General features: G+C 59.2%; 21 protein-coding genes, 4 tRNA genes and 1 riboswitch. Of the genes, 17 read left to right on the forward strand and 8 right to left on the reverse strand.

What is annotated here, in order from left to right:
• The first annotated feature begins 155 nt into the window (after positions 1-155).
• Genes astB through astE form a run of 3 tightly spaced genes read left to right on the forward strand, consistent with a single transcriptional unit; the run spans position 156 to position 2,832 of the window.
• The gene (astB, locus tag HX786_RS19585; RefSeq protein WP_102369720.1) at positions 156-1,502 is read left to right on the forward strand and encodes an N-succinylarginine dihydrolase; all 1,347 of its coding nucleotides are present in this window, start codon (positions 156-158) and stop codon (positions 1,500-1,502) included.
• A gap of 23 nt (positions 1,503-1,525) precedes the next feature.
• Entirely contained in the window at positions 1,526-1,816 is a 291-nt protein-coding gene (locus HX786_RS19590) for a hypothetical protein (RefSeq protein ID WP_003214319.1), read from the forward strand.
• Between the two features lie 11 nt (positions 1,817-1,827).
• Positions 1,828-2,832: a succinylglutamate desuccinylase gene (gene astE, locus HX786_RS19595; RefSeq protein ID WP_178912490.1), complete on the forward strand. Its 1,005-nt coding sequence runs from the start codon at positions 1,828-1,830 to the stop codon at positions 2,830-2,832.
• Positions 2,833-2,962: 130 nt separating this feature from the next.
• On the opposite strand, the gene HX786_RS19600 is transcribed toward astE, so the two are convergent.
• A complete protein-coding gene (locus tag HX786_RS19600; RefSeq protein ID WP_003214313.1) occupies positions 2,963-3,472 on the reverse strand; it encodes a 6,7-dimethyl-8-ribityllumazine synthase in 510 nt (169 codons plus the stop codon).
• A 111-nt stretch (positions 3,473-3,583) separates the two neighbouring features.
• Positions 3,584-3,753: riboswitch (FMN riboswitch) on the reverse strand.
• Between the two features lie 190 nt (positions 3,754-3,943).
• On the opposite strand from HX786_RS19600, the gene ltaE reads away from it, so the two are divergent.
• The 8 genes from ltaE to mgtE all read left to right on the forward strand — a co-directional run bounded on the left by ltaE (position 3,944) and on the right by mgtE (position 11,694).
• Positions 3,944-4,948, forward strand: coding sequence for a low-specificity L-threonine aldolase (ltaE, locus tag HX786_RS19605; RefSeq protein WP_102606409.1), 1,005 nt, complete (start codon positions 3,944-3,946; stop codon positions 4,946-4,948).
• A 146-nt stretch (positions 4,949-5,094) separates the two neighbouring features.
• Positions 5,095-7,713 (forward strand): alanine--tRNA ligase, encoded by a 2,619-nt coding sequence (gene alaS / locus HX786_RS19610; RefSeq protein WP_063027864.1) that lies wholly within the window; start codon positions 5,095-5,097, stop codon positions 7,711-7,713.
• 95 nt (positions 7,714-7,808) lie between these two features.
• Positions 7,809-9,050 (forward strand): aspartate kinase, encoded by a 1,242-nt coding sequence (locus HX786_RS19615; protein WP_003214308.1) that lies wholly within the window; start codon positions 7,809-7,811, stop codon positions 9,048-9,050.
• Positions 9,051-9,236: 186 nt separating this feature from the next.
• The gene (csrA, locus tag HX786_RS19620) at positions 9,237-9,425 is read left to right on the forward strand and encodes a carbon storage regulator CsrA (RefSeq protein ID WP_002554426.1); all 189 of its coding nucleotides are present in this window, start codon (positions 9,237-9,239) and stop codon (positions 9,423-9,425) included.
• A gap of 62 nt (positions 9,426-9,487) precedes the next feature.
• Positions 9,488-9,578, forward strand: a tRNA-Ser gene (locus tag HX786_RS19625).
• Between the two features lie 108 nt (positions 9,579-9,686).
• Positions 9,687-9,763 (forward strand) — tRNA-Arg (locus HX786_RS19630).
• A gap of 72 nt (positions 9,764-9,835) precedes the next feature.
• Positions 9,836-9,912 (forward strand) — tRNA-Arg (locus HX786_RS19635).
• 339 nt (positions 9,913-10,251) lie between these two features.
• On the forward strand, positions 10,252-11,694 hold the full coding sequence (gene mgtE / locus HX786_RS19640; protein WP_003214265.1) for a magnesium transporter: 1,443 nt from the start codon (positions 10,252-10,254) through the stop codon (positions 11,692-11,694).
• A gap of 103 nt (positions 11,695-11,797) precedes the next feature.
• On the opposite strand, the gene HX786_RS19645 is transcribed toward mgtE, so the two are convergent.
• The 3 genes from HX786_RS19645 to HX786_RS19655 form a co-directional block, all read right to left on the reverse strand.
• Positions 11,798-12,124 carry an Arc family DNA-binding protein gene (locus HX786_RS19645; RefSeq protein WP_003175643.1) on the reverse strand — a complete coding sequence of 109 codons (327 nt, stop codon included), beginning with the start codon at positions 12,122-12,124 and terminating at the stop codon, positions 11,798-11,800.
• 435 nt (positions 12,125-12,559) lie between these two features.
• Positions 12,560-12,739 (reverse strand): PA3371 family protein, encoded by a 180-nt coding sequence (locus HX786_RS19650; protein ID WP_003214263.1) that lies wholly within the window; start codon positions 12,737-12,739, stop codon positions 12,560-12,562.
• Between the two features lie 20 nt (positions 12,740-12,759).
• Positions 12,760-12,987, reverse strand: a complete 228-nt coding sequence (locus HX786_RS19655) for a hypothetical protein (protein ID WP_102604982.1) — start codon at positions 12,985-12,987, stop codon at positions 12,760-12,762.
• Positions 12,988-13,323: 336 nt separating this feature from the next.
• On the opposite strand from HX786_RS19655, the gene HX786_RS19660 reads away from it, so the two are divergent.
• Both HX786_RS19660 and HX786_RS19665 read left to right on the forward strand, forming a co-directional pair.
• Positions 13,324-13,400 (forward strand) — tRNA-Arg (locus tag HX786_RS19660).
• Positions 13,401-13,742: 342 nt separating this feature from the next.
• A complete protein-coding gene (locus HX786_RS19665; protein ID WP_102369716.1) occupies positions 13,743-15,125 on the forward strand; it encodes an MFS transporter in 1,383 nt (460 codons plus the stop codon).
• Positions 15,126-15,185: 60 nt separating this feature from the next.
• Here the strand turns inward: HX786_RS19665 and HX786_RS19670 are convergent, their stop codons facing one another.
• From HX786_RS19670 to flgA, 4 genes are all read right to left on the reverse strand, one after another.
• Positions 15,186-15,935 (reverse strand): flagellar brake protein, encoded by a 750-nt coding sequence (locus HX786_RS19670; RefSeq protein WP_087694479.1) that lies wholly within the window; start codon positions 15,933-15,935, stop codon positions 15,186-15,188.
• 95 nt (positions 15,936-16,030) lie between these two features.
• Entirely contained in the window at positions 16,031-16,498 is a 468-nt protein-coding gene (gene flgN / locus HX786_RS19675) for a flagellar protein FlgN (protein ID WP_003214256.1), read from the reverse strand.
• A 48-nt stretch (positions 16,499-16,546) separates the two neighbouring features.
• On the reverse strand, positions 16,547-16,870 hold the full coding sequence (gene flgM / locus HX786_RS19680; protein ID WP_003214254.1) for a flagellar biosynthesis anti-sigma factor FlgM: 324 nt from the start codon (positions 16,868-16,870) through the stop codon (positions 16,547-16,549).
• Positions 16,871-17,012: 142 nt separating this feature from the next.
• Complete coding sequence (flgA, locus tag HX786_RS19685; protein ID WP_178912491.1) at positions 17,013-17,777, reverse strand: flagellar basal body P-ring formation chaperone FlgA; 765 nt, start codon at positions 17,775-17,777, stop codon at positions 17,013-17,015.
• A gap of 80 nt (positions 17,778-17,857) precedes the next feature.
• Between flgA and HX786_RS19690 the strand changes: the two genes are divergently transcribed.
• The 4 genes from HX786_RS19690 (at position 17,858) to flgC (ending at position 20,767) form a co-directional block, all read left to right on the forward strand.
• Positions 17,858-18,790 carry a chemotaxis protein CheV gene (locus tag HX786_RS19690; protein ID WP_003214250.1) on the forward strand — a complete coding sequence of 311 codons (933 nt, stop codon included), beginning with the start codon at positions 17,858-17,860 and terminating at the stop codon, positions 18,788-18,790.
• 43 nt (positions 18,791-18,833) lie between these two features.
• Positions 18,834-19,661: a protein-glutamate O-methyltransferase CheR gene (cheR, locus tag HX786_RS19695; RefSeq protein ID WP_178912492.1), complete on the forward strand. Its 828-nt coding sequence runs from the start codon at positions 18,834-18,836 to the stop codon at positions 19,659-19,661.
• 233 nt (positions 19,662-19,894) lie between these two features.
• Positions 19,895-20,302, forward strand: a complete 408-nt coding sequence (flgB, locus tag HX786_RS19700) for a flagellar basal body rod protein FlgB (RefSeq protein ID WP_003214246.1) — start codon at positions 19,895-19,897, stop codon at positions 20,300-20,302.
• A 3-nt stretch (positions 20,303-20,305) separates the two neighbouring features.
• On the forward strand, positions 20,306-20,767 hold the full coding sequence (gene flgC, locus HX786_RS19705; protein ID WP_177046722.1) for a flagellar basal body rod protein FlgC: 462 nt from the start codon (positions 20,306-20,308) through the stop codon (positions 20,765-20,767).
• Positions 20,768-20,781: the final 14 nt, after the last annotated feature.

Consider the following 20,781-nt stretch of genomic DNA (forward strand, 5'->3'; position numbering starts at 1 on the left):
TGGGAGCGGGCTTGCTCGCGAAGGCGGTGTGTCATTCAACATTTCAGGCGACTGAACCACCGCTTTCGCGAGCAAGCCCGCTCCCACACTTGATTTGTGGTGTGTTCAAGTAATTTGATGCCTATAAAAATACAGATGTTCGTGGAGCCTCGCCGATGAAATCCTGTGAAGTCAATTTTGACGGTCTAGTGGGGCCGACCCATAACTACGGCGGCTTGTCCTACGGCAACGTCGCGTCCCAAAGCAACAGCCAGCAGTCCTCCAACCCGAAGGAAGCGGCGCTGCAAGGCTTGGCGAAGATGAAGGCCCTGATGGAAATGGGCTTTGTGCAAGGTGTGCTGGCGCCCCAGGAACGTCCGGATGTGGCCGCCTTGCGCAACCTCGGTTTTGCCGGCACCGACGCACAAGTCATCCAGCAGGCCGCCAAGCAAGCCATGCCGCTGCTGGTTGCCAGTTGCTCGGCGTCGAGCATGTGGGTGGCCAATGCCGCGACCGTCAGCCCGAGCGCCGACACCTTTGACGGCCGCGTGCATTTCACCGCCGCCAACCTCAACTGCAAATACCACCGCAGCATCGAACACCCGACCACCAGCCGCGTGCTGGGGGCGATGTTCGCTGACCAGAAGCACTTCGCCCACCACGCCGCATTACCGGCGGTGGCGCAGTTCGGTGACGAAGGCGCGGCCAACCACACGCGTTTCTGCCGGGACTATGGCGAGGCGGGCGTAGAGTTTTTCGTGTTCGGCCGCAGCGCGTTCGACACCCGCTACCCGGCGCCGCAAAAGTACCCGGCACGCCAGACCCTTGAAGCTTCCCAGGCGGTCGCGCGCCTGCACGGCCTGCGGGATGACGGCGTGGTCTACGCCCAGCAGAACCCGGCGGTGATCGATGCCGGTGTGTTCCACAACGATGTGATCGCGGTGGGCAATGGCGAGGTGCTGTTCTATCACGAGGATGCGTTCCTCAATACCGATCAGATGCTCGGTGAATTGCAGGGCAAGCTCGGCAAGCTCGGTGGCAATTTCCAGTCGATCTGCGTGCCACGGGCCCAGGTGGGTGTTGAAGACGCGGTGCGTTCCTACCTGTTCAACAGCCAGCTGCTGACCCGCGCCGACGGTTCGATGCTGCTGATCGTGCCGGAAGAATGCCGCGCCAACGAGCGTGTCTGGCAGTACCTGCAAGGCCTGACGTCCTCCGGCGGGCTGATCCGTGAAGTCAAAGTCTTCGACCTCAAGCAAAGCATGCAGAACGGCGGTGGCCCGGCGTGCCTGCGCTTGCGTGTAGCCTTGAATGAAACCGAACTGGCGGCGGTCAACCCAGGGGTTATCATGACGGCGCCGTTGTACGACACGCTGACCCAATGGGTCGACAAGCACTACCGCGACAGCCTGCGGGAAACCGACCTGGCTGACCCGCAATTGCTGCTTGAGTGCCGGACGGCACTGGATGAACTGACGCAAATCCTTAAACTGGGCTCGGTTTATCCTTTCCAGATCAATTAACGCCGCACGGCTGAGAACTATTTATGACCACCGACACCCTGAAACTGATCCTTGAAGATACCGACGGCACCCAGCTGGAAACCTCCTGCACCCGCGTCGCCGTGGTGTGGCAGGGCAAGGAGATCTGGATCCAGCACGACGGCCGTGGCCAACTGCTGATCGGCGTGGACGTGGAAGAAGGCGACGCGGAATACGCCAACCTGCTGATGCGCCCATTGGCCACCAACCTGATGAGCCTGCAACTGGAAATGGAACCGGCCGACGTTGAAGGTGATGACGACGATCACGTCCACGGTCCTGGCTGCAACCACTAAGGAAGCTGCGTATGCTCGCCCTCGGCAAACTGCTTGAACTGACCCTCGCCGGTCGCGAACCGGCGCAAAAAATTCAACTGACTGTCGACGGCGTGCAACTGCGCTGGCTCAGTGAGGGCGCGCTGGAAGTGCGGCCTCCTGAGGCGCGGGACAACGGCGGCGACGTGCTGCTGTCGTCCGGCATCCATGGCAACGAAACCGCGCCAATCGAATTGGCCGACCGCTTGCTGCAGGGCATTGCCCGTGGGGAGATCAAGCCCCGCACCCGTATCCTGTTCCTGTTCGGCAACCCTGAGGCCATGCGCCGCGGCGAGCGTTACCTCGAACTGGACGTCAACCGGCTGTTCAACGGCCGTCACGAACAAAACATCGGCCCCGAAGCCATGCGCGCCGCCGAGCTTGAGCAGTTGGCCCGCACCTTCTTCAGCGTGCCTGGGCGTAGCCGTTTGCACTACGACCTGCACACCGCCATCCGTGGCTCGAAGATCGAGCAGTTCGCACTGTACCCGTGGAAGGACGGTCGCCAGCATTCACGTCGTGAACTGGCGCGCCTGCGAGCCGCCGGCCTGGAGGCGGTGCTGTTGCAGAACAAGACGTCGATCACCTTCACGGCGTTTACCTATGAGCAGCTGGAGGCCGAGTCCTTCACCCTGGAGTTGGGCAAGGCCCGGCCGTTCGGGCAGAACCAGGGCGTGGACGTATCGCGCCTGGAAACCCGCCTCACGCAGATCATCGAAGGCAACGAGCCGGCCACCGAGAGCCTGGATGGCCTGCAGCTGTTCAGCGTCTCCCGGGAAGTGATCAAGCACAGCGATACCTTCGTCCTGCATTTGCCGGCGGACGTGGAAAACTTTTCGGAGTTGGAGAAGGGTTATCTGCTGGCCGAGGACATTGCCAAGACCCGCTGGGTGATCGAGGAGGAGGGCGCACGCATCATCTTCCCGAACCCGAAGGTCAAGAATGGCTTGCGAGCAGGGATATTGATTGTGCCGACCACGGATGCCGGCCTGGCCTGAATCCCGAGACTGACTCGGTCAAATGTGGGAGCGGGCTTGCTCGCGAAGGCGGTGTATCAGTCAGACATGTATTGACTGACACTCCGCTTTCGCGAGCAAGCCCGCTCCCACATTTGCTTTGCAGTGTTGCTTAAACCGCGAGAGCCCGTGGCTCATTGCGACGCAGTGCGCGAACCTTGTGCAGGGTGTCGGCGCAGGTGCGTGCCGCTTCCTGGCCCTTGTGCACGAAGTGCTCATAGAAGAACGTATGGTGCTCGCTGCCCGCGTGGAAGTGGTGCGGGGTCAGGGATACCGAGAACACCGGCACTTCGGTTTCCAGCTGGACCTGCATCAGGCCGCTGACCACGGACTGGGCCACGAACTCGTGACGGTAGATCCCGCCGTCCACCACCAGGGCGGCCGCGACGATACCGGCATAACGGCCGGACTTGGCCAGCAGCTTGGCGTGCAGGGGCATTTCAAAGGCGCCGCCGACTTCGAAGAAATCGATGTCCGATTCCTGGTAGCCCTGGGCGATCATTTCGGCGAGGAAACCTTTACGGGATTGGTCGACAATATCCTTGTGCCAGCAGGCCTGGATAAACGCGACGCGCTCGCCGTGATGGTTTTTGCTTTTGCTGTCGATTGCGGTGGGTTGCATGTTCTGACTCCTGTTTAAGAAAAAAACAGGGCGTTATGAATCGAATGGGATTTAAGGGTACGCACAGCTGGCTCATGTGAACATGACGTCAGCGCGGCCCTTAGGTGCCAATCCCGTTCTCTCTTCATCCGGACTATGACCGTCGGCCCCGGGATCACACCGGGTCTGCTGACCTTGTCGCCGTCCTGCCGAGGCAGTTCGAGGCGCCAAGCGCTCGCGGGCTATGCACGTTGCGTGCAATTACCGCCGGTGGGGAATTACACCCCGCCCTGAGAACGTTGCCGCCAGAACCCTGGCGGCGGAGAGTTTTTATCATGGTTTTTCAGAAACTGCACGGTTGGTTTATCGATAACCTATATCGGTTTGTTTGGTTGGTATTCGATTGTGCAAGCACGGGGCTTGATATTCCGCGGGTTTGCCCGCAGTAATCGTTAACACAAGAAACGCTCCAATCCGCTAGAGGCTAGTTTGATGAACGTGATTGACCTGCGCAGCGACACAGTGACCCAACCGACCCCTGGCATGCTCGAGGCGATGGCCACTGCCGCCAGCGGCGACGACGTCTACGGCGAGGACCCGAGCGTCAATCGCCTGGAAGCCGAACTGGCCAGGCGCCTGGGTTTTGCCGCCGCGTTGTTCGTGCCCACCGGCACCATGAGCAACCTGCTGGCGTTGATGGCGCACTGTGAGCGTGGCGAGGAATACATCGTCGGTCAGCAGGCCCACACCTACAAATACGAAGGCGGCGGCGCGGCGGTTCTCGGCTCGATCCAGCCACAACCCCTGGAAGTGCAGGCCGACGGTTCCCTGAACCTGGAGCACGTGCTGGCCGCGATCAAGCCGGACGACTTCCACTTCGCCCGTACCCGCTTGTTGGCGCTGGAAAACACCATGCAGGGCAAGGTCCTGCCGCTGGAATACCTGGCGGCCGCGCGAGCCTTTACCCGGGAACACGGCCTGGCCTTGCACCTGGACGGCGCGCGGCTCTACAACGCGGCGGTCAAGCTGGGTGTGGATGCGCGGGAAATTGCCCAGCACTTCGATTCGGTGTCGGTGTGCCTGTCCAAGGGCCTGGGCGCGCCGATCGGCTCGGTGCTGTGCGGCTCCACCGCGTTGATCGCCAAGGCCCGTCGTTTGCGCAAGATGGTCGGTGGCGGCATGCGCCAGGCCGGTTCGCTGGCGGCGGCGGGGCTGTACGCCCTGGATCACCAGGTGCAGCGCCTGGCCGACGACCACGCCAATGCCCAATGGCTGGGGGATGAACTGCGCAAGGCGGGTTATACGGTGGAGCCGGTGCAGACCAATATGGTCTACGTCGACATCGGTGATCGAGCCCAGGCCTTGAAGGCGTTTGCTGCCGAACGCGGGATCAAGTTGAGCGCGGCGCCGCGCCTGCGCATGGTCACGCACCTGGACGTCAGCCGGGCGCAGATCGAGCAAGTGCTCGCGACATTTGTCGAGTTTTCCCGGAAATGACAGTGCAGACCGTCTAATTGACTGTTTCTATCACATAAACACGCTGTACCACGGGCAAAGGGCCGATATAATGCGGCCCTTTGCCGTCGCTCCGTCTGATGACGTTTAGCACTGGCCTTTGGCCGCAGCCTCCGTGGAAGAACCTAATGAAAAGCGCAGAAATCCGTGAAGCCTTCCTTCGCTTCTTCGAAGAGCAAGGTCACACCCGTGTCGCCTCCAGCTCCTTGATCCCAGGCAATGACCCAACCCTGCTGTTCACCAACGCGGGGATGAACCAGTTCAAGGACTGCTTCCTGGGCCAGGAAAAGCGCGCCTACACCCGCGCCACCAGCAGCCAGAAGTGCGTACGCGCCGGCGGCAAGAACAGCGACCTGGAAAACGTGGGCTACACCGCCCGCCACCACACATTCTTCGAGATGCTGGGTAACTTCAGCTTCGGCGACTATTTCAAGAAAGACGCGATCACCTTTGCCTGGACCTTCCTGACCGGCGTGCTGAAGCTGCCGAAGGAAAAACTCTGGGTGACCGTCTACGCCACCGATGACGAAGCCTACGACATCTGGACCCAGCAAATCGGGGTGCCAGTCGAGCGCATGATTCGCATCGGCGACAACAAGGGCGCGCCTTACGCGTCCGACAACTTCTGGACCATGGGCGATACCGGCCCGTGCGGCCCGTGCACCGAGATTTTCTACGATCACGGCGCCGACATCTGGGGTGGCCCACCGGGCTCGCCGGAAGAAGACGGCGACCGCTACATTGAAATCTGGAACAACGTGTTCATGCAGTTCAACCGCACCGCCGATGGCGTGTTGCATCCGTTGCCAGCGCCGTCGGTGGACACCGGCATGGGCCTGGAGCGGATCAGTGCGGTGATGCAGCACGTTCACTCCAACTACGAGATCGACCTGTTCACCAACCTGCTGAGCGCTTCGGCGGCGGCCATTGGCTGTGCCAACGACAACCAGTCGTCGCTCAAGGTGGTGTCGGATCACATCCGTTCCTGCGGCTTCCTGATCGCCGATGGCGTGCTGCCGTCGAACGAAGGCCGTGGCTATGTGCTGCGCCGCATCATCCGTCGTGCCTGCCGTCACGGTAACAAGCTGGGCGCCACCGGCAGCTTCTTCTACAAGATCGTTGCCGCGCTGGTGGCCGAGATGGGCGATGCCTTCCCGGAACTCAAGCAGCAGCAAGCCAACATCGAGCGCGTGCTCAAGGCTGAAGAAGAGCAGTTCTCCAAGACCCTGGAGCACGGCCTGAAGATCCTCGAGCAGGACCTGGCGGAGCTCAAGGGCACCGTGGTGCCGGGCGACGTCGTGTTCAAGCTGTACGACACCTACGGTTTCCCGATGGACCTGACCGCCGACATCGCCCGCGAACGCGAGCTGACCATCGACGAGGCCGGGTTTGAGCGTGAGATGGAAGCCCAGCGCGTCCGTGCCCGTTCCGCCAGCTCCTTTGGCCTGGACTACAACACCCTGGTAAAGGTTGATGTGGCGACTTCGTTCATTGGTTACGAAGCCACCGTTGGCTCGGCCAAGATCGTGGCTATCTATAAGGACGGCAAGTCGGTTGACGTGCTGAACGAAGGTGACGAGGGTGTTGTGGTCCTCGACCAGACCCCGTTCTACGCTGAATCCGGTGGCCAGGTTGGCGACTGTGGTTTCCTGAGCTCCACCTCCGGTCGTTTTGAAGTGCGCGACACCACCAAGACCGGCGGTGCGTTCCTGCATCACGGCGTGCTGGTGCTGGGCAACCTGACCGTCGGCGCGCCGGTGGACACTCAGGTAGATGCCGACGTACGGCATGCAACTGCCTTGAACCATTCTGCCACTCACTTGCTGCACGCTGCGTTGCGTCAGGTGCTGGGTGAGCATGTGCAACAGAAGGGTTCGTTGGTCGATAGCCAGCGCCTGCGTTTTGACTTCAGTCATTTCGAGGCGATCAAGCCTGAGCAGTTGAAGGCCCTGGAAGACATCGTCAACGCCGAGATTCGCAAGAACACCCCGGTGGAAACCGAAGAAACCGATATCGAGACCGCCAAGCAAAAAGGCGCCATGGCGCTGTTTGGCGAGAAGTACGGCGACGAAGTGCGCGTATTGAGCATGGGCGGCAGCTTCTCGGTGGAGCTGTGTGGTGGTATTCACGCCAGCCGTACCGGCGACATCGGCCTGCTGAAAATCATCAGCGAAGGCGGCGTGGCTTCCGGCGTACGTCGTATTGAAGCGATCACCGGTGCTGCGGCCCTGGCCTACCTCAATGCGGCAGAAGAACAACTCAAGGAAGCGGCCGGCCTGGTCAAGGGCAGCCGCGACAACCTGATCGACAAGCTCTCCGGCGTACTGGAGCGCAACCGTCAGCTGGAGAAACAGCTGGAGCAGTTGCAGGCCAAGGCGGCCAGCGCGGCGGGCGACGATCTGTCGGCTTCCGCCCTGGACGTCAAGGGTGTGAAAGTGCTGGCCGTACGCCTGGACGGTCAGGACGGCAAGGCGCTGTTGGCCTTGGTCGATCAGTTGAAGAACAAGCTCGGCCGCGCAGTGATCCTGCTCGGCAGTGTCCATGAGGAAAAGGTCGTTCTGGTTGCCGGTGTAACCAAAGACCTGACTGGCCAACTCAAGGCCGGTGATTTGATGAAGCAAGCCGCTGCGGCAGTGGGCGGGAAGGGCGGTGGTCGTCCGGACATGGCGCAAGGCGGTGGTGTTGACGCCGGCGCCCTGGACGCGGCCCTGGCCCTGACCGTGCCGTTTGTCGAGGCAGGTATTTAAGACGCTGTTAATGAGCCCGTGGTCTAGTCGCGGGCTCAGTCAGTGCTGGTTGATTGAATAACAGGCGCCCCTTTACGGGCTGAGGCGGCTTAGAAATGGCTTTGATCGTACAGAAATTTGGAGGCACCTCGGTCGGCTCTGTCGAAAGAATCGAGCAGGTCGCCGACAAGGTTAAGAAATTCCGCGATGCCGGCGATGACCTGGTGGTGGTGCTGTCGGCCATGAGCGGCGAGACCAATCGCCTGATCGATCTGGCCAAGCAAATCAGTGGCGATCAGCAACCGGTTCCCCGTGAACTGGACGTGATCATTTCCACCGGTGAGCAGGTGACCATCGCATTGCTGGCCATGGCGCTGAACAAGCGTGGTGTGCCGGCGGTGTCCTACACTGGCAACCAGGTCCGCATTCTTACGGATAGCGCGCACACTAAAGCCCGCATCCTGCAGATTGATGACCAGAAGATTCGCGCTGACCTGAAAGCCGGTCGTGTGGTAGTTGTCGCCGGTTTCCAGGGCGTCGACGAGCACGGCAACATCACCACCCTCGGTCGTGGCGGTTCCGACACCACTGGCGTGGCCCTGGCGGCAGCCCTGAAGGCTGACGAATGCCAGATCTACACCGATGTGGATGGCGTCTACACCACCGACCCGCGGGTCGTGTCCGTGGCCCAGCGCCTGGACAAGATCACCTTCGAAGAGATGCTGGAAATGGCCAGCCTCGGTTCCAAGGTGTTGCAGATCCGTGCCGTTGAGTTTGCCGGCAAGTACAACGTTCCGCTGCGCGTACTGCACAGCTTCAAGGAGGGTCCGGGCACCCTCATTACTATTGATGAAGAGGAATCCATGGAACAGCCGATCATTTCCGGTATCGCTTTCAACCGTGATGAAGCCAAGCTGACTATCCGTGGCGTGCCAGACACCCCGGGCGTGGCTTTCAAGATCCTGGGCCCTATCAGTGGCGCGAACATCGAAGTCGACATGATCGTGCAGAACGTCTCGCACGATAACACCACCGATTTCACCTTCACCGTGCACCGCAACGAGTACGATGCGGCGGAGCGGATCCTGCAGAACACTGCGAAGGAAATCGGCGCCCGTGAAGTGGTCGGCGATACGAAGATTGCCAAGGTGTCGATCGTGGGTGTGGGCATGCGTTCCCATGCGGGCGTTGCCAGCCGCATGTTCGAAGCCCTGGCCAAGGAAAGCATCAACATCCAGATGATCTCCACATCGGAAATCAAGGTGTCGGTGGTGATCGAAGAGAAGTACCTGGAACTGGCTGTACGCGCACTGCATACCGCTTTTGAGCTGGACGCTCCGGCCCGACAGGGCGAGTGATGCGTTGCCAGGAAGGCGCGGTTATCCGCGCCTTTCATTTTTTTGTCGGGTGTGTGGTTAAGACCTGTTCTTTTACCTGCGCTCGACAATACTTAGGCGTGTAGGGCTATGGCCATTTGGTTGTAGGTCGAATGCCTTTTTTTTGCAGACTGTTGTTCCCGAAATGAAATGCGTGAGGAGAAAGGTATGCTGATTCTGACTCGTCGATGCGCAGAAAGCCTGATTATTGGTGATGGCGAAATCACCGTGACCGTGCTCGGCGTCAAAGGCAATCAAGTGCGTATCGGGGTTAACGCTCCGAAAGAGGTGGCTGTCCACCGCGAGGAAATCTACCTGCGGATCAAGAAAGAGAAGGACGAAGAACCAAGCCATTAATTTTTATCGTTTTTTATGTTTGCAAACGGGGATGAAGCTGGTTAATATACGCCCCGTGTTGCGGAGAGCTGGCCGAGTGGCCGAAGGCGCTCCCCTGCTAAGGGAGTACACCTCAAAAGGGTGTCGGGGGTTCGAATCCCCCGTTCTCCGCCATTATTTGCTTAGTACGTTGCAATCTGGTTTTTTCGCTAAGTTGTTGAAACTAAACGAAAAAATAGCTTTACATAGAGATTGAACGGCCTATAATGCGCGGCAACAAATGCACTCGTAGCTCAGCTGGATAGAGTACTCGGCTACGAACCGAGCGGTCACAGGTTCGAATCCTGTCGAGTGCACCATTTAAGAGTTAGTTGCAGCAATGCAGGTAGCTTGGCTTCAACCAGTTGTGATCTGGTCTAAAAACACAATCTGCACTCGTAGCTCAGCTGGATAGAGTACTCGGCTACGAACCGAGCGGTCACAGGTTCGAATCCTGTCGAGTGCACCAAACAACAAAAAGCCCGCCTAGTGCGGGCTTTTTGCCGTCTGGGGTTTTTATTTCCCGGGGCGCCTTTTTCTCCCGCCCATGTGTTTTCCTCTCAAGCTGCGTCGTCGCAGTTCATATGTGTGGCCAATGCTCAGCTTTGTGTCGCAAGCGCTTGTTCTTTCCAGTTTTTTGACGTTAAACGCGGCCGCCCGGTGTATCATTGCGCCCGTCAGCCCCGCCGGGGCTTGTGGAACACCTCCATGGACTTACCCAGTAGTTACTCAGTACCCCGTTTTACCAATCATGAATTGACTGATTGATCCTTCCGGCGTGCCCCGCTGCTGGGAGTGGAGTTCGCCTATGACCGAAGTTGAAGTAAAGAAAACACAAGAAAGCCTGCAGGATCGCCTGGCTCAAGTCGTCGAGCTGCTGCAGCGCCAGCGCGTGGTCGAAGACCTGACGCATCGCCAGGAAGGCGCGAACAATGACCGGGTCGAGAACCTGGTCCACCGGCAAAACCTTGTCGAGCTGCAACGCAAGCTCGATGACCTGCACTCCGCCGACGTTGCCTACATCCTCGAAGCCTTGCCGCTGAATGACCGCCTGACCCTTTGGCAGTTGGTCAAGGCTGACCGCGACGGCGACATCCTCCTCGAAGTATCCGACTCGGTCCGTGAAACCCTGATCGCCGACATGGACGATCACGAGCTCCTGGCGGCCGCCAAGGACATGGATGCCGACGAACTCGCTGACTTGGCTTCCGAGCTGCCGCGTGACGTCGTCCATGAGCTGATGGAAACCCTCGATGGCCAGCAGCGCGAGCGTGTGCGCTCGGCGTTGTCCTACGACGAGGAGCAGGTCGGTGCGTTGATGGACTTCGAGATGGTCACCATCCGCGAAGACGTCAGCCTGGAAGTGGTTCTGCGCTACCTGCGCCGGTTGAAAGAGCTGCCAGGCCACACCGACAAGCTGTTCGTGGTCGACTACGAAGGGATCCTCAAGGGCGTACTGCCGATCAAGCGCCTGCTGGTCAATGATCCGGACAAAAAAGTCGCGGACGTCATGGCCAGTGACCCGGTGAGTTTCCATCCGGACGAAGACGCTTACGACGCGGCCCAGGCGTTTGAGCGTTATGACTTGATCTCGGCCCCGGTGGTCGACAAGAACGGCAAGCTGATCGGCCGTCTGACCATCGATGAAATGGTCGACCTGATTCGTGAGGAGAGCGAAAGCGAAGTCCTCAACATGGCCGGTCTGCGGGAAGAAGAGGATATTTTTGCGTCGGTCTGGAAGTCCCTGCGTAACCGCTGGGCCTGGCTGGCGGTGAATTTGATTACCGCGTTTATTGCTTCACGAGTGATCGGCCTGTTTGAAGGCTCCATCGAGAAGCTCGTGGCCCTGGCTGCACTGATGCCGATTGTGGCGGGTATTGGCGGTAACTCGGGTAACCAGACCATCACCATGATCGTCCGCGCCATGGCGCTGGATCAGGTGGGGACCGGGCATGGCAAGCGTTTGATGCGCAAGGAGCTTGCGGTCGCGCTGATCAACGGCCTGGTGTGGGGCGGTGTCATCGGTATCGTGGCGTACCTGCTGTATGGCAGCTGGTCGCTCGGCGTGGTCATGACGGCGGCCATGACGCTTAACCTGCTGCTGGCAGCGTTGATGGGGGTTCTGATTCCAATGACCCTGGTGCGCCTTGGACGAGACCCGGCGATGGGCGCCAGTGTGATGATCACGGCCATGACCGACAGTGGCGGCTTCTTCATCTTCCTGGGCCTGGCAACCATCTTCCTGCTTTGATCCTTTCCATGGATCGGGGGCATTTGCCCCTTGATCCTTTCCTGACCAAATCCCGGGCAAAAAAAAGCCAGCGCATGGCTGGCTTTCAGCTTTCAGTTGCCAATCAGTTGGCTTCTGCAGCTGCCTCAACGTCGTGGGCGATCAGCGAGACGAGAGCATTTTGCTGGCGGTGGGAGAGCTGACGAAAACGCTGCAGCAGTTCGCGTTCGTGCAGTGACAGCTCGGGGCTGTCCAGGCGCATGCTCAGCTCGTCGCCCAGCGCACCTTCCTGAATCAGGCTTTGTTCCAGGCGTGCGATGATTTCGGAGTTCATGCTGCGGTGATGATTGCGAGCCACCTCGGCAATGCGTTCCCGCATTCCGTCTGGCAGACGTACGACGAACTTGTCAGCCGTACGGCTGGAATAAATTGCCTGTTTCAATGGGCGCATATATTTAACCGGTTAGTTCAGGGGAGCGGTTTTTGGAATTGGCCGCAAGATGCATGTTAGGACAAGGTTTGCTGCCAAATGTTCAACCTGAATTGCAAAGAGGCCGCATCATGCCTCAGATTTGCCAGTTCCTTGGCGTCAATTCTGTGACAAATATTGAACCGGCTACCGGCTTTATGCCAGTACTCATTTCAAAATTTGCGGACTGGTTGGAAAACTTTCCGCGGACGCACCCAAATGAGTGTTGAGCCCGCAGACCCTGGGCGCAAAAGGCTTTTCGGGCGCACATCCTATAGCAATATGGCCTTTTGCCCTTAACTTTAAGATTAGTGGCAAATTGCCAATTTACGAATGCGGAGCGACATATGGTCGGCTGTCCGGACGGACGAGCCGAGGCGTGGCAGCGATTTTAGCGAGGGCGACGAGCGGAGGGATTCAGCGCAGTACGGGATCGAATTTGATGCGCCGACCAATGAAGACTGCCAATACCCACAGGCTGCCAAACACGCCGGCGGCGACGAAGGAGACTGTCTGTACGTCTTGCGACAATACGTTCAGGCCGAGGCCGGCGGCGGCCAGTGCCAGGGTCAGAAACAGCCAGGCGGACTTGTTCATGGAATGCTCCGGTAAGCGGTTCAGAAAACCCAGTGTTCAGCGGCAGGAGCAGCTTGAGTGCCCTGGGTCAGTTGCAGTGGGGATTGCATGTTCGGCTTCATGACAGCCAGTTGCGGGCGCTGCTGCAGGTGATGGGGAATCGCCTGGCTGACCTGCGCGGCGTCGTCGGAAGTGGTGGACTGAAAATGGAACATCACCAGCGCAGCCAGTGCAACGGTATTGAGGGCTAGTAGAAGTGCGCTGTTCATGTGCATGTTCTCCGCAGATGGCTGGGCCGGACTGTATTTGTAGGATAAAGGATTGCAGGTGTCGTGCCAGTCTTTAATTGACAATAAATCCTTTAAAATCAGACATTTATATAGCGTCCAGATTGCCATGCTGTTGCAATTTGCAATGATGGCATTTTGGGGGAGTGCATTTTGCACGATGGTCCGAACCGTCCGTAATCGTTGAGCGGAATACCACCGGCTGTCACTGGCATGGGCCTACACTCAAAAAGCCAACGGACGACATGACAAAATTCACCTGCGCCGTTAACATGCACGCCGTCCGTCGCCGTGCCCATCGCCGGTTGGCTGTCATTAGTCCCAGTAGCTCAATTGGATAGAGCATCCCCCTCCTAAGGGGAAGGTTGGCCGTTCGAACCGGCCCTGGGACACCACTTCACCGTTGCTGCCCAAGCGGCCTCGACGTCCGCAAGCCCCGATCAGATTTATCTGGCGGGGCTTTTTTGTGGCCGGGCGTTTGAGTGCGGCAGTCTTTTCAAACACCAACCGAACCTTGCCCGCGTTTGAGGTTCACACGGGAGGCAAGAGCGGGGCGGCGCAAGTATTCGTCTGCATCCTGTACCTCGCGGGTGACTGGCGAGCGTCTGACACGTAGCCAATTGGCATGAGCAAAATATTCCCCGGCAACCGCGTGTTTTGGCTGTCCGGACCCGACGACGCGGGACTATCATTCCGGTAGTCCTGACACCCACAGCAAGGAGCCGCTCGGAACGCCGATGCGCCAGATCTGGAAACCTTTTCGAGCCCTTTATTTTGCTTCCCTGATGATGCTGATCGGCTCTGGCCTGCTCAGTACTTACCTGGCCTTGCGCCTGGCGGCAGATCATGTCGACAGCCTGTGGGTCGGTGCGTTGATGGCCGCCAATTATTTTGGCCTGGTGTTGGGGGGCAAGATCGGTCACCGCCTGATTGGCCGCGTCGGGCATATCCGGGCCTACGCCACCTGTGCCGGGATCGTCGGCGCGGCGGTGTTGGGCCACGGGCTGATCAACTGGCTGCCAGCCTGGATTGTGCTGCGGATGATTGTCGGCCTGGGCATGATGTGCCAGTACATGGTCATCGAGAGCTGGCTTAACGAACAAGCTGAGGCCAAGCAACGCGGTGCGGTGTTCAGCGGCTATATGATCGCCTCGTACCTGGGCCTGGTGCTGGGCCAGTTGATCCTTGTGATGCACCCACAGTTGGGGCTTGAGTTGCTGATGCTGGTCGCGCTGTGTTTTGCGCTGTGCCTGGTGCCGGTGGCCATGACTCGCCGCATTCACCCGGCGCCGCTGCATCCGGCGCCGATGGAGCCGCGCTTCTTTATCAAGCGGGTGCCGCAGTCCCTCAGTACGGTGTTGGGGGCCGGGCTGATCGTCGGCTCGTTCTACGGTTTGGCGCCGCTGTACGCGTCTCAGCAAGGGCTGACCACCGAGCAGGTCGGCCTGTTCATGGGTAGTTGCATTTTCGCCGGGCTGCTGGTGCAGTGGCCATTGGGCTGGCTGTCCGATCGATATGACCGCGCGCTGTTGATTCGCTGTTTCGCCTTGTGCCTGGCGGTGGCCGCGTTGCCGTTGGCGATCATGACCCAGGTACCACTGGAAGTGCTGTTCGTCGCGGGCTTTCTCTGTTCCCTGGTGCAGTTCTGCCTGTACCCGCTGGCTGTGGCGTTTTCCAACGACCACGTCGAGGGTGATCGCCGGGTGTCGCTCACTGCGATGTTGCTGGTGACCTACGGCATCGGCGCCAGTGTCGGCCCGCTGTTGGCCGGTGTGGTGATGAAGCTGTTCGGCAGCCATATGCTGTATGCGTTTTTCAGCGTGTGCGCATTGATCCTGGTGTGGCGCATCCGGCCCAAGGCGGTCACCAACCTGCATCAGGTGGACGACGCACCGCTGCATCACGTGGCGATGCCCGACAGCATGTCCAGCTCGCCCCTGGTAGCGTGCCTCGATCCGCGAGTGGACGAACAGGTGGTGCAGGACCAGATGCAGACCGCCGTTGTGGATCCCGAGCCAGTAGTCGATCCCGAGCTGGATCAGCCGGAGCCTGTCACCGAGCCACCAGAGCATCCGGACCCGGATGATCACCCCCACGACTTGAGCAGGGCGCGCCCCTGAAAGCAAAAACGGGCAGCCCCCTTGAGGGACTGCCCGTTTTTTTGTCGCGACCTTTATTGTTTAAAGGTCGTCGTCCTTGTCAAACCGGCGCGCTTCACGCTGCAGTTGATACACAAACCGCTCGACCTGGCGCTGCACCAGCCCGCTCATGTTATGAAAACGTAGGCCGGCGAAGGTGGTGTTGATCCTTTCTTCGAAGTGCAGGTAACGCAGTTCTACCGAGGTGGTCATGCTGCCAAAGGGTAGCGCGGCGATAAATCGGTCGTAGACCTGGCCCAGTTGCAGGCGCTCGGAAATATCCCCTTCGAAGCGCAATTTGCAGCCGGTGGCGGAAATATCCAGCAACTTGCCGCTGATGGGGGCCTTGAGTTTGTCGCCGCCCAGTTCGACGCTCACCAGTTGCGCCAGCTTCAGCGCCGCGCGGAAGGCGTTGCGACGCTGATGGTAAATCACCTCGCCAGGCATGCTGCCGCGGTAAATACGGTGGCCGCCGGCTTCATCGAGGGTCAGGGTGCCGTTGCTTTCCCAGGCTACCCGCACCCCCTCGTGAAAACCTTCGATCCGGAAAGCTTCGCCATTCTCGAGGTAGCGTTCGCCGTCGCGCGGGACCATTTCGTCCAGGGCCAGTGTCTTGCTGTCCCGGTCGATTTCCACCAAGTAGCTTTGAAACCGCTGGTTGCGTTCATGGAAGGTGATGATCAGCGGATCATGGCTTTCTTGCAGCATCCGCAAGGTGCCAGCGATTTCCAGCGGCGTGGTGAGTACCTTGGGTGGCTGCGGAGCATCTTCCGCGTTAAGGGCGTTGAACACGGTTCTTCCATCTCCAGACAAAATACGACTACACGCAAGTGCTGTCATTTTGCCAGTATGTGGCGCGACTTGGATAGGGCGCGCTCAAACTGGTTTCAGGCTTGGCTGCGGGTGCTTGGCTTGGCCAGGCGTGAGGTGGAGCCTTGAGCGTTGTAGAGAGCCGGAGGCTCGCCGCCGTGGAGGATACGCAACTGATTGGCGGTCGTGGCTTGCTGAAGCTGGATGGCCTGGCCGTTGAGGAGGTTGGTTTCCTGGCACAGGGTCAGCAACTGGTTGAGTTCTTTGCTCTGGGCCAGCAACTGGTCGCCCACCGTGGAGTGGCTGGCGAGTTGTTCCAGGCCCTTGTGGTCGGCCGTGAGGCCCAGGCTGATCAGAATCTGGCTGCGCTTCTTGCCGTGCTGTTCCAGCAGGACGATCAGCGATTGCTTGCGCGCCAGGATTTCTTCCAGCATGCGCATGTCCCGGCCGTATAGGGCCAGTGATTCTTCTCGAAGGAGCTCCAGCAGCTGCTGTGCGGGAGGCAGGTCTTCAATGATCAGTTGTAGCAAGTTTTCGTCGTGCATGGCTGGCCTTGGGGTTTAAGCGTCCAAAAGCCTGGCGCAGGCCTTTGCCTAGCGCTCGGCTTCGAAGTTAAGCAGTTTGCTGGCTACACGGTTGCTGTCGACCTTATAGCTGCCATCGGCAATCGCCTGTTTCAATTCGGCCACACGGGCTTTATTGACAACTGGCTGATCGCTCAGCGAGTCAGTGACCTTCTGCAACTGTTGAGCCTCATTGCTCAGGTGTACCGATTCCCCGCTTTGGCTCGCACCGGCCTGTTCTGTCTTGGCAGGCAGAGGCTGGGACTTGGCTTCAACGCTGTCTTTGGCACCGTTGGTGCGCGAAGAACCGGGCGTTGGCAGGGCGTTATTCAAACGACTGAAATCGATGACCATGTTAAAAAAACCTCTGGGTATTTGGACGCTTGCCATGTTTTCGGCCATACCCGGACAAACTTTAGGCTCGATTGACAATAAACCTATGCGCGATGCCGCTTTGCGCACAGTGTAGGAAAAGCTGGCGTCCGATGCCAGTGATCTATAAAGCCACCTCAACCTGCCCCGGCGCAGTCACCCGGGCCTTGATCACGCGGTTGGAATTCAGGTTCTTGACGCGAATCTGTTCACTCATGCCGCCGTTGGACAGGGCTTCCCCCGGCATTTTTACATTCAGGCCACCGCTGCTGGCGGAAATCACCACCTGGTCACCTTTGCGCACGACTTCAGCCTGCTCGAGATGGACCAGGGTAATCACCTGGTCAGCAACCATTGGTCGGGTAAGTTTCTGCCCGAGTGCCTGGTCAAGGGACGTGAGGTAGCTCTGGGTGATCATGCTGATGTCGCGCTCGCGCATCGCGACGTCATCATAACCAATGATTCCGGTACGTTTCAGCGGGCGCGTCACCACCACCACTTCGCGAAACAGTTTGACCTGGGCGGGCACGAACACCGTCCAGGGCGAGGCGCCTTCGCAGCGCACTTTCACGGTCACGCGCCCGATGGGCTGGGCGGGGCTTTCCAGGGAAGCTGTCAATTCTCTGTCGCACATGGGCATGCGCAGGCGCGGATCCAGCTGGTTGACCTGGATTTCGTAGCGGCCCGGTGTCTGCGTCGTGGCCAGATAATCTTCTACAGTGAACTCAAGAAAGCCTTGAGTGACGCCGATAAGCAGATCAGGCAAGGTGATGTTATCGGCGCGGGCCGGCTGGCCCGTAGCCAAGGCAAGCAACGCCATCGAGACGCAGAGCAATCTGCGGTACTGTGGGGATCGGAGGCGTCGGGAAACTGTCGTTTTGATGTCCATGGCCAATAAAAAAGCAAAGCTCGTGCCGTTTAGTGTTGGGTACGCGTCGTACCCCTAAGTTTTAGCGTAGGAGTCTGGGCATGGCCGGTGTAATGGATTCAGTGAACCAGCGCACACAGCTGGTGGGGCAGAATCGCCTGGAGTTGCTGTTGTTCCGTCTGGACGGCAAGCAGCTGTACGGGATTAATGTCTTCAAGGTTCGCGAAGTGCTGCAGTGTCCCAAGCTGACAATAATGCCCAAGTCCAGCCCGGTGGTTTGCGGTGTGGCCAATATCCGTGGCGCGACCATCCCGATTCTTGACCTGGCAATGGCCACCGGTTCGGCGGGGTTGCAGGACCGCGAGAGCCCGTTCGTGATCATTACCGAGTACAACACCAAGACCCAGGGTTTCCTGGTGCGCTCGGTGGAGCGCATCGTCAACATGAACTGGGAAGAGATCCATCCGCCGCCCAAGGGCACCGGTCGCGATCACTACCTCACGGCGGTGACGCGGGTCGACAACCAGTTGGTGGAAATCATCGACGTGGAGAAAATCCTCGCCGAAGTGGCCCCGACCTCCGAGGCCATATCGGTGGGTGTGGTAGACGCCGAAACCGCGCACAAGGCGATCTCGCTGCGGGTGCTGACGGTGGACGACTCTTCGGTTGCGCGCAAGCAGGTGTCCCGTTGCCTGCAGACCGTTGGGGTCGAAGTGGTCGCGCTCAATGACGGTCGCCAGGCCCTGGATTACCTGCGCAAGCTGGTGGATGAGGGCAAGAAGCCGGAAGAAGAATTCCTGATGATGATCTCCGACATCGAGATGCCTGAAATGGACGGCTACACCCTCACGGCCGAGATACGCAACGACCCACGCATGCAAAAACTACATATCATCCTGCATACTTCGTTGTCGGGTGTATTCAATCAGGCGATGGTCAAGAAGGTCGGTGCCGATGACTTCCTGGCCAAATTCCGCCCTGATGACCTGGCATCCCGGGTAGTCGACCGGATCAAGGCAGCAGATCACGGCTAGGGGCCTTTTCCCTGGCGGTCACACGATTTAAGAGGCGGTATCATTGTCTACGGGTAATTTGGATTTCGAACAGTTCCGGGTCTTCCTGGAAAAGGCCTGTGGCATATTGCTCGGTGAAAACAAGCAGTACCTGGTATCCAGCCGTCTCAACAAACTGATGGAGCAGCAAGGCATCAGGTCCCTCGGGGAGTTGGTGCAACGGATCCAGGGCCAGCCACGCAGCGGGCTCAAGGAGATGGTGGTCGACGCCATGACCACCAACGAAACCTTGTGGTTTCGCGATACCTATCCGTTTGAAGTGCTCAAGAACAAGGTGCTGCCCGAGGCGATCAAGGCCGCTCCCGGCCAGCGTCTGCGCATCTGGTCGGCGGCCTGTTCGTCGGGACAGGAACCGTATTCGATTTCGATGTCCATCGACGAGTTCGAGCGGACCAACATGGGCCAGTTGAAAGCCGGGGCGCAAATCGTGGCCACGGATTTGTCCGGCACCATGCTCACCAACTGCAAGACCGGCGAGTACGACAGCCTGGCGCTGGGGCGCGGGTTGTCCCAGGAGCGCTTGCAGCGTTTCTTCGATCCCAAGGGAGCAGGGCGTTGGGCGGTCAAGGCGCCGATCAAGAGCCGGGTGGAGTTTCGCTCGTTCAACCTGCTGGACAGTTATGCCAGCCTGGGCAAGTTCGACATGGTGTTTTGCCGCAACGTGCTGATCTACTTCTCGGCCGAGGTGAAGAAAGACATTCTGTTGCGCATCCACGGCACCCTCAAGCGTGGCGGTTATCTGTTCCTGGGGGCTTCCGAGGCGCTGAACGGTTTGCCGGATCATTACCAGATGGTGCAGTGCAGTCCTGGAATCATTTACCAGGCCAAGTGATGAGTGCTTGAACAAAAAGGGAGGCCTGCACAGGCCTCCCTTTTTTATGGCCGCAAAGCGGCAAGCCCTCATTGCCGCTTTACTGGCGTTTCGCGGAAACCCTTTGCCGCTTTTCTGGCATTGCCGCCGGCAATTCCCTCGAAAACCCTTGATTTACGGGGCTCAAGCAACTTGGCATGGCCCTTGCTAAATCCTTGTTACGAAAAGCAGGTCAGCCCCTAAAGGTTTCCGCCATGAGCATCAGCTTCGATAAAGCGCTCGGTATCCACGAACAAGCACTGGGCTTTCGCGCCCAGCGTGCCGAAGTCCTGGCCAACAACATCGCCAACGCCGACACCCCGAACTACAAGGCTCGGGACCTGGACTTCTCTGCCGTGCTCGCCGCCCAGCAAGACAAGACCAAGAACGGCACCTTCGCCCTGAACATGACCAACAGCCGTCATATCGAGGCGCAAGGCCTGGGCAATGGTGACGAGTCGCTGCTGTATCGCACGCCGATGCAACCGTCGATCGACCAGAACACCGTGGACGCCCAGTTGGAGCAATCGGCCTACGCCGAGAACTCAGTGAACTTCCAGGCCAGCTTCACCCTGCTCAACAGCAAATTCAAAGGGCTGATGTCAGCCTTGCGTGGAGAATAAGCCATGTCCCTCGCCAGTGTTTTCAATATTGCCGGTAGTGGCATGAGTGCGCAGACCACGCGCCTCAACACCGTCGCCAGTAACATCGCCAACGCCGAGACCGTGTCTTCGAGCATTGACCAGACCTACCGCGCCCGGCACCCGGTGTTCGCCACCATGTTCCAGGGCGGCCAGGGCGGCCAGGGCGGCCAGAGTGGCAGCGGCGATTCGCTGTTCCAGAACCAGGATGCCGCAGGCCAGGGCGTGCAGGTGCTCGGTGTGGTCGAAGACCAGAGCAACCTCGAAGCCCGCTACGAGCCGAACCACCCTGCCGCGAACGAAAAAGGGTACGTGTACTACCCCAACGTCAACGTGGTCGAGGAAATGGCCGACATGATTTCCGCCAGCCGCTCGTTCCAGACCAACGCGGAAATGATGAACACCGCCAAAACCATGATGCAGAAGGTCCTGACCCTGGGTCAGTGATAAGGGGCGCCAAA

The sequence above is a fragment of the Pseudomonas sp. 21615526 genome (assembly GCF_013386245.1).
Classification (GTDB): Bacteria; Pseudomonadota; Gammaproteobacteria; order Pseudomonadales; family Pseudomonadaceae; genus Aquipseudomonas.